Below are 7564 nucleotides of genomic sequence, written 5' to 3'. Positions count from 1 at the left end.
ATGTATCCCGGCGCCTCGGCCGAGGTGGTGGAATCCACGGTCGCACAGCCCATCGAGTCGCAGGTCGTGGGCGTCGACAAGCTGCTCTACATGAAGAGCGTCAGCGGCAACGACGGCAGCTACACGCTCACCGGATCCTTCGAACTCGGCACCGATCCGGACATCAACGCCGTCAACGTCAACAACCGGGTCCAGATCGCCCTGGCGAAGCTGCCCGAGGACGTCCGCAAGCAGGGCGTCACGGTCAAGAAGAAGTCCTCCGCGCTGCTGGGCGTGCTGGCGGTCTACTCGCCCAAGGCCATGCAGGATCCCCTGTTCATCTCGAACTATGTCACGATCAATCTGCTCGACCGCATCAAGAGCACGCCCGGGGTCGGAGATGCGACCCTGTGGGGGCCGCAGGATTACGCGATGCGGGCCTGGGTCCGGACCGACCAGCTCACGGGCCTCAACCTGACTGCGAGCGACGTGATCGAAGCGATCCGGGCGCAGAACGTGCAGGCGCCCGTGGGGCGGATCGGCGCCCGCCCGATCTCCGACGAGCAGCAGCTCCAGCTCACCATCCAGACGCAGGGGCGTCTGAGTTCCGCGGAGCAGTTCCGCGATGTGATCCTGCGGACGAACCCGGACGGGTCCGTTCTGCGCCTGGGCGATGTCGCCCGGATCGACCTCGGCGCGGCCAATCTCGACCGGGAAACCCGGTTGAACGGCAGCCCCGCCACGGTGGTGGCGATCTACCAGTCGCCCGGTGCGAACGCCCTTACGACCCTGAAGGAGGTCGAGAAGCGGGTCGGCGCGCTGGCCAAGTCCTTTCCCGAAGGCCTCGCCTGGAAGGTCACCTATGATCCGACGACCTTCATCACCGAGACGGTGCGCGAGGTCCGCAAGACCCTGCTCGAGGCCTTCGTGCTCGTCGTCGTCGTGGTGTTCCTGTTTCTCGGCAGCCTCCGCGCGACGCTCATCCCGACGCTGGCCGTGCCTGTCAGCCTGATCGGGACTTTCATCGCCCTCAAGGCGGTGGGCTACTCGGCCAACTCCGTCTCGCTCCTCGCCCTGGTTCTCGCCATCGGCATCGTCGTCGACGACGCCATCGTGGTCGTCGAGAACGTCGAGCGCGTGATGGAGGAGCATCCCGAACTCTCCCCGCGGGAGGCCACCAAGCAGGCGATGGCCGAGATCACCGCGCCGATCATCGCCATCACCCTCGTCCTGCTCTCGGTCTTCGTGCCGGTCGCCTTCGTGCCCGGCATCTCGGGCGAGCTCTTCCGGCAGTTCGCGGTGGCCGTCGCGGTCGCGATGCTGATCTCGGCGGTCAACGCGCTGACCCTGTCGCCCGCGCTCTGCGGCGTGCTGCTGCGCCCCCATCACGGCCCCCGCCGCGGCATCATGGGCGTGATCATGCGGGCGATCGACTGGGTGCGCGACGGCTACGGCGCGGTGGTGGCGCGGATCGTCCGCTTCTCCGTGATCGGCCTCGTGCTCGCCGCCGCGGCCGCCTACGGCAGCTTTCAGCTCGCCAGGATGACGCCCACCGGCTTCCTGCCGGAGGACGACCAGGGGGCCTTCTTCGTCGTGGTGCAGTTGCCCGAGGGGGCCGCGGTCGGGCGCACCGCCGAGGTGGTGGCTCGGGCCGAGGCGATCCTGCGGCAGGAGCACGCGGTCGCCGACACGACGTCGGTGATCGGGCTCAACTTCATCGACAACTATTCCCAGGGCAACGCCGCCTTCCTGGTCGTGACCCTCAAGCCCTTCGAGGAGCGCACCGGCGCCGGGGACGGCGCGGCGGCCATCATCGCGCGGCTCGGGCGGCAGTTCCGGGAGATCCAGGGGGGCACCGTGGTCCCCCTGGCACCGCCGCCGATCATCGGCCTGGGCACCGGCGGCGGCTTCGCCTACGTGCTGGAGGACCTGCGCGGCGGCGATCCGAAGGAACTCGCCCAGGTCGTCCGCGGGTTGATCGTGGCGGCGAACGAGGAGCCGAGGCTCAATCGCGTCTTCAGCACCTTCTCGGCCACGAACCCGTCGGTGTTCCTCGACATCGACCGCAACAAGGTCCAGATCCTCGGGGTGCCGCTGGACAGCGTGTTCCAGGCCCTGCAGGCCTCGCTCGGCGGGTACTACGTCAACGACATCAACCTGTTCGGCCGCACCTGGCAGGTGCAGGTCCAGGCCGAGGCCGCCGACCGCACCCGGATCGACGACCTCTATCGCATCAACGTACGCAACAGGACCGGCGAGATGGTGCCGCTGCGCTCCCTCGCCGAGGCCCGGATCGTGGTCGGGCCGCCCGCGCTGATCCGCTACAACAACCTGCGGGCGGTCACGGTGCAGGGCTCCCCGGCTGCCGGGGTCTCGTCGGGCCAGGCCCTCGCCGCCCTGGAGGCCGTCGCGACCCGGACCTTGCCGGCGGGGTTCGCGGGCGAGTGGACCGATACGGCGTTCCAGGAGAAGCGGGCCGAGGGCAAGACCGCCATCATCCTCGGCTTCGCGATCCTGTTCGCTTTCCTGTTCCTGGTCGGCCTCTACGAGAGCTGGACGATCCCCGTCCCGGTGCTGCTGTCGGTCACCGTCGGCATCCTGGGCGCCTACGCGGCAATGGTCTGGGCCGGCCTGACCCTCGATCTCTACGCGCAGATCGGCATGGTCGTGCTGATCGGCCTGGCGGCCAAGAACGGCATCCTGATCGTCGAGTTCGCCAAGGAGCAGCGTGACCGGGACATCCCGCTCCACGAGGCGGCGACCGAGGGGGCACGCCTGCGCTTCCGGCCCGTGATGATGACCTCCTTCGCCTTCATCCTCGGCCTGTTTCCCCTCGTCATCGCCGCCGGCGCCTCCCAGCTCGCCCGGCGCAACGTGGGGACGCCCGTCTTCGGCGGCATGATCGCCGCGTCCTTCATCGGCATTTTCGTGATCCCGCCCCTCTACGTGCTGTTCCAGGGCCTTCGTGAGCGGGCCTGGAGCTTCGTGAAGGCCAGGGGAGAGAGGCCGCCGGCGGCACGGCTGGACGGCGCAGCCGGCACCCCGGAGCACCTGCCGGCCGAATGAATGGGCTCGTCCGGCCGGCGGCGAGGACAGGAAGGATCACGACCATGGACGACGCCGCACCGGTCATGCCGACCGCCGAATACGCCGTTGATCACGGGGACGCGGAGACCCCCAAGACGCTCAAACGCAAGGCGTACGAGCGCGAGCTGCGCCGGCTGCAGGTGCAGCTCTGTCACCTGCAGGATTGGGTGAAGCAGACCGGGGCTCGGCTCATCGTGGTGTTCGAGGGGCGCGACGCCGCCGGCAAGGGCGGCATGATCAAGGCCATCACCGAGCGCGTCAGCCCGCGCGTGTTCCGCGTCGTCGCGCTACCGGCACCCTCGGACCGGGAAAAGACGCAGATGTTCGTCCAACGCTACATCGAGCACTTTCCAGCGGCGGGCGAGATCGTGATCTTCGACCGCAGCTGGTACAACCGAGCCGGCGTCGAGTCCGTCATGGGGTTCTGCAGCAAGGCCGAGCGCCAGCGCTTCCTCGAACTTTGTCCCCTGATCGAAAAATTCATGGTCGACGGTGGAATCCAGCTGATCAAGTTCTGGCTCGAGGTCGGGAAACAGGAGCAGAAGCGCCGCTTCCTAGCCCGGATTGAGGATCCCATGCGACAATGGAAGCTGAGTCCGATGGACCTGGAATCCTACGAGCGCTGGTATGAATACTCGAAGGCGCGTGATCAGATGCTGGATGCGACCGACTCGGCGCACGCGACCTGGCACATCGTGCGGTCGGACGACAAGCGGCGGGCACGGCTGAACTGCATCGCCCATCTGCTCCATCTGATTCCCTACGAAGAGGTGACGCGCGAGCCGGTGACCCTGCCGAAGCGCATCAAGACCAACGCCTACGACGATACGCTCCGCGAGAGGCATTTCGTTCCGGAGGTGTATTGAGGCCGCGCCTTCACGCCGGCAACCCGATCCGTCAAAGCCCGAGCCCAGCCTTGAATTCCTCGAGGCGGCCGATCGAGATGTCGAACCTGGCCCGCGTCGCCTCATTGAGGGTGGCATCCCGCTTCGTCTGAAGCTGCAGGATCTCCACGTCGACCTGATCGCCGGTCAGTTCATCGACGGACAGGACCCGCTCGGCGAGAATCGTCACCCGTTCGGGCGCGACTTCAGCCAGCGCCCCCCGCACATAAGCGCGGCGGCCGGTCTCGTCCGCATCGATCGCGAACACGATGCCGGGATGCAACCCCGTCACGAGGGGCTGGTGACCGGGCAGAAACGTCATGTCCCCCTTGAGACCCGGCAGTAGCACGGAGCGAACCTCGCCCGCGAACACGACCCGCTCGGGGGAGATCAGTTCGGCGAAGAGATCGGCCATGGTGCTGCACCCCGTCGCTTGCGGGCGGTGATCGGGCGTCCCGGCGCACGTCACGCCATGATGCTGAGGCCGCCATCCACGTACACGGTCATCCCGGTCAGGTGGGCCGCGTAGGGCGTCGTCAGGTAGGCCGCGGTGAGGCCGACATCGTCGATGTCGACGAGGTCGCCGATCGGTGCGCGCTGGACGGCCTCCGCCAGGAGGAGGTCGAAATCCTTGAGACCCGCAGCCGCCCGCGTCTTGAGGGGGCCGGGCGAGACCGCGTGGACACGGATCGCCTGCTGGCCCAGTTCGTAGGCGAGATACCGGACTGCGCTCTCCAGCGCCGCCTTCACGGGTCCCATCAGGTTGTAGTTCGGGACGACCTTCGTGGCGCCGTGGTAGCTCATGGTCAGGAGCGTGCCGCCGTCCCGCATCAGGGGCACCGCGAGCCGCGCCATGCGGATGAAGGAGTGGCAGGACACGTCCATGGCGATCTTGAAGCCGTCGGACGAACTGTCGACCAGCCGGCCCTGAAGATCCGCCTTCGGCGCGAAGGCGATGGAATGCAGGGCGATGTCGAGGCCGCCCCAGGTCTCGGCCACCTGCCAGAACACGGCCTCGAGGTCCCCTTCCCTCTGGACGTCGCAGGGGGCCAGGATCGCCGCGCCGAGTTCCCGCGCCAGGGGTTCGACGAACGGCTTCGCCCGCTCGTTCAGGTAGGTCAGGGCGAGTTCCGCCCCGAGCTGGCGGAAGACCCTGGCACAGCCATACGCGATGGAGTGCTCGTTCGCGACCCCGATCACCAGGGCGCGCTTGCCGGCCAGCGCCGTGCCGTCCGGGATCCGTGTCATCGGTGAGCCCTCTGCGACCGGCCCGGGCGGCTGCGGCGCCGGGGCACCTTCGGTGCGGCGCCGGCCGCGGCGACCGGCGTGGGAACCGGCTCCGGCGCCAGCAGGCGTCGGAACTCGGGCATCAGCGCCTTCTGCGTGCCCGCAAAGTCGACCTGCTCCGTGAGCCGCTCCAGAATTTCCAGGAGCCGTCGGCGTTCCTCCGCCGTGCGCACCAGGGCCGGCAGCGTGGCGAGCGCGCGTTCAGGCGCACGCTTGACGATCTCGGATTGCCGCCGAACGATCTGGCGCGCCGCGTCGGCCGGCTGGCCGAGAAGGCCGATCTCCTGGCCGACGAGTTCGCGGATGCGTTTGGCGGTCGAGAGCCGCTTCTCGCGGGGTCCGCGGCGGGCCATGAGCAGGCCTGCCCGCACCGCCGCTTCGACGAGACCGCCCTCCCCGATCCGGGCGAGCGCCTCGTCGTGGGCCGGTGTCTCGCCAGCCGCCTCCGCTGCAGGACGCGCCGCCGGCCCGGCGGCGGCGGCGAGGCTGACCGGGCCGTAGACGGTGTAGAACGTGTTCTCGACCGCCGCGTCCCGCAAGTGCTGGTACAGGTCCCACCAGGCCGACACGCTCGCCGCCATCAGCCGCTCGGTCGCGACGCTCGGACCGGCCTCGTCGCGCGGGGTCCGGTGAGCCCGCGCGAACTCCGTCCATCCTTTCATGGGGGCCAGCCACGGATTCAGGTCCGAGATCGCCCAGCGTCGCGCCCGAAGCGGATGAAAGGCCCGCGCGAGCCGCGCCGCTTCCGGCGGCACGAGGGCTGAGAGCACCGGATGCGCGAACGTCTCGTAGAGCGCGGCATTCGCCCGCGAGATCTGCACCACGGCGCCGAACGGGATCTCGTCCTTGCGGGCGTATTTCTGCAGCGTCTGCAGGTCTTCGACCCGACGCTCGGTCAGCACGACGTCGTACTGGGCCGCACCGTTCGAGCGCTCCTCCTCGATCCGCATCCCGTAGAGGCCGGGCGGCAGGTGCTCGATATAGTCGAGCAGGTCGACGATCTGGGCATGCTCACGCCGCGCGACGGCCGCCGAGACGAAGATGCCGAGATGCCCGACGCTCTCATGCATGAGCCCCACGATCACCTGACCGCTCGCCTTGAGGTCTCGCGTCGTCGGATAGAGGTCGGCGATCCAGTTGAAGGCCTGCTGCGGCGGCGTGATGTTGTCGCCGAGCGACGCGAACAGGATGATCGGCGAACGGATCGCGCGCAGGTCGAACGCCTTGCCCTCGGCCCATTCGGCGCGCCCGGAGGCAAGCCGGTTGCCGACGAACAGGTTGTCGACGATCCAGCGGATCTCCTCCCGGTTCATGAGGAAGTAGCCGCCCCACCAGCGCTCGAACTCCAGGTAGCGTTCCGGTTCGGTGTCGATCCTGGTGAAGAGGTTATAGTTCTTGCCGAAAAACGTATTCCCCGGATTCAGGGATTCGAAGTTTTCGACGAGATGGGCTCCGTCGAATTTGCCGCCGCCGAGATCGCTCGCGAGCAGCGCCGTCCAGCTTCCGCCGAGCATGCCGCCGGCGTAGCGCATCGGATTCTCGGCGTCGTTGCCGGCCCAGTAGGACATCGGGGCGCCGTTCACCACGATGGGACCGGAGCAATCCGGATCGAGCGCACCGACCAGCATGGCGGCCCAGCCGCCCTGGCAATTGCCGACGATGACCGGCTTGCCGCGAGTGGCATGCCGCGATCGCACGAGGCGCAGGAATTCGGCTTCCGCCTGGGCGACATCCGCGAGGGTCTGCCCGTCCACGGGGTCGGGGAAGAAGATGACCATGTAGACGGGATGCCCCGCGTCGAGCGCCACCCCCACTTCGGATTCGGCCTTGAAGCCCCCGATGCCGGGCCCGTGGCCGGCCCGGGGATCGATGATCACGAAGGGCCGCTTGTCGGCATCGAGGCGCGTGCCCGGCGGCGGCTTGATGCGCACGAGCGCATAGTTGACCGGCCGCGCAAACGTCCGGCCGTCGGCCACGATCTCCCACGCGAAGGCCAGGAGGGGCGGCTTGCCGGCGGCCTCGTGGTCCAGCCAGGTGTTGCCGCGCTGCCGGAGGGTGTCCCAGAAGAGCAGCGACCGTTGCGGGAAGTCGGTCCAGTAGCGCGCGGCGTCGTTCCAGGCCTGGAGCGGCGTGAGCGGCCGAGCCGCATCGAGCCACGTCTGCGCGGCCCGACCCAGCGTATCGAGCCACGTCTGCGCGGCGGCGGCGCAGCGGTCCCGGTACACGTCGGCGACGCGCGCCTGCAGCGCGACGAGATCGGACAGCGCAGGGGGCTCGCCCGCGGAGCGGCGGCCCGGTGTCGGCCCGTCGCTCATGATCGCCGTCCC

5 protein-coding genes are annotated in these 7564 nt (G+C 68.7%); 2 read left to right on the top strand and 3 right to left on the bottom strand.

From position 1 onward, the window contains the following. Together AC1DXK_RS21930 and ppk2 are read left to right on the top strand one after the other, a co-directional pair. Positions 1-3045: efflux RND transporter permease subunit (locus tag AC1DXK_RS21930; protein ID WP_477299060.1), on the top strand; the 3045-nt coding region annotated here is incomplete at its 5' end. A gap of 65 nt (positions 3046-3110) precedes the next feature. Continuing rightward, positions 3111-3932 carry a polyphosphate kinase 2 gene (gene ppk2, locus AC1DXK_RS21925; RefSeq protein ID WP_457106801.1) on the top strand — a complete coding sequence of 274 codons (822 nt, stop codon included), beginning with the start codon at positions 3111-3113 and terminating at the stop codon, positions 3930-3932. A gap of 31 nt (positions 3933-3963) precedes the next feature. Here the strand turns inward: ppk2 and atpC are convergent, their stop codons facing one another. Genes atpC through AC1DXK_RS21910 form a run of 3 tightly spaced genes read right to left on the bottom strand, consistent with a single transcriptional unit; the run spans position 3964 to position 7552 of the window. Next, positions 3964-4365 (bottom strand): ATP synthase F1 subunit epsilon, encoded by a 402-nt coding sequence (gene atpC, locus AC1DXK_RS21920; RefSeq protein ID WP_477299058.1) that lies wholly within the window; start codon positions 4363-4365, stop codon positions 3964-3966. 50 nt (positions 4366-4415) lie between these two features. Continuing rightward, a complete protein-coding gene (gene fabI, locus AC1DXK_RS21915; protein WP_457106796.1) occupies positions 4416-5198 on the bottom strand; it encodes an enoyl-ACP reductase FabI in 783 nt (260 codons plus the stop codon). Beyond that, entirely contained in the window at positions 5195-7552 is a 2358-nt protein-coding gene (locus AC1DXK_RS21910) for a DUF3141 domain-containing protein (RefSeq protein WP_457106795.1), read from the bottom strand. The genes fabI and AC1DXK_RS21910 overlap by 4 nt, the downstream gene beginning before the upstream one ends. Positions 7553-7564 lie beyond the last annotated feature (12 nt).

It is taken from the genome of Methylobacterium sp. P3_A11, assembly GCF_056403155.1.
This window is presented reverse-complemented; position numbering and strand designations above follow the sequence as displayed.

Excerpts from the sequence above, each read along its gene's own strand:
- ppk2 (WP_457106801.1), top strand. The coding sequence starts at position 3,111 with ATGCCGACCGCCGAATACGCCGTTGATCACGGGGACGCGGAGACCCCC.
- atpC (WP_477299058.1), bottom strand. The coding sequence starts at position 4,365 with ATGGCCGATCTCTTCGCCGAACTGATCTCCCCCGAGCGGGTCGTGTTC.
- fabI (WP_457106796.1), bottom strand. The coding sequence starts at position 5,198 with ATGACACGGATCCCGGACGGCACGGCGCTGGCCGGCAAGCGCGCCCTG.
- AC1DXK_RS21910 (WP_457106795.1), bottom strand. The coding sequence starts at position 7,552 with ATGAGCGACGGGCCGACACCGGGCCGCCGCTCCGCGGGCGAGCCCCCT.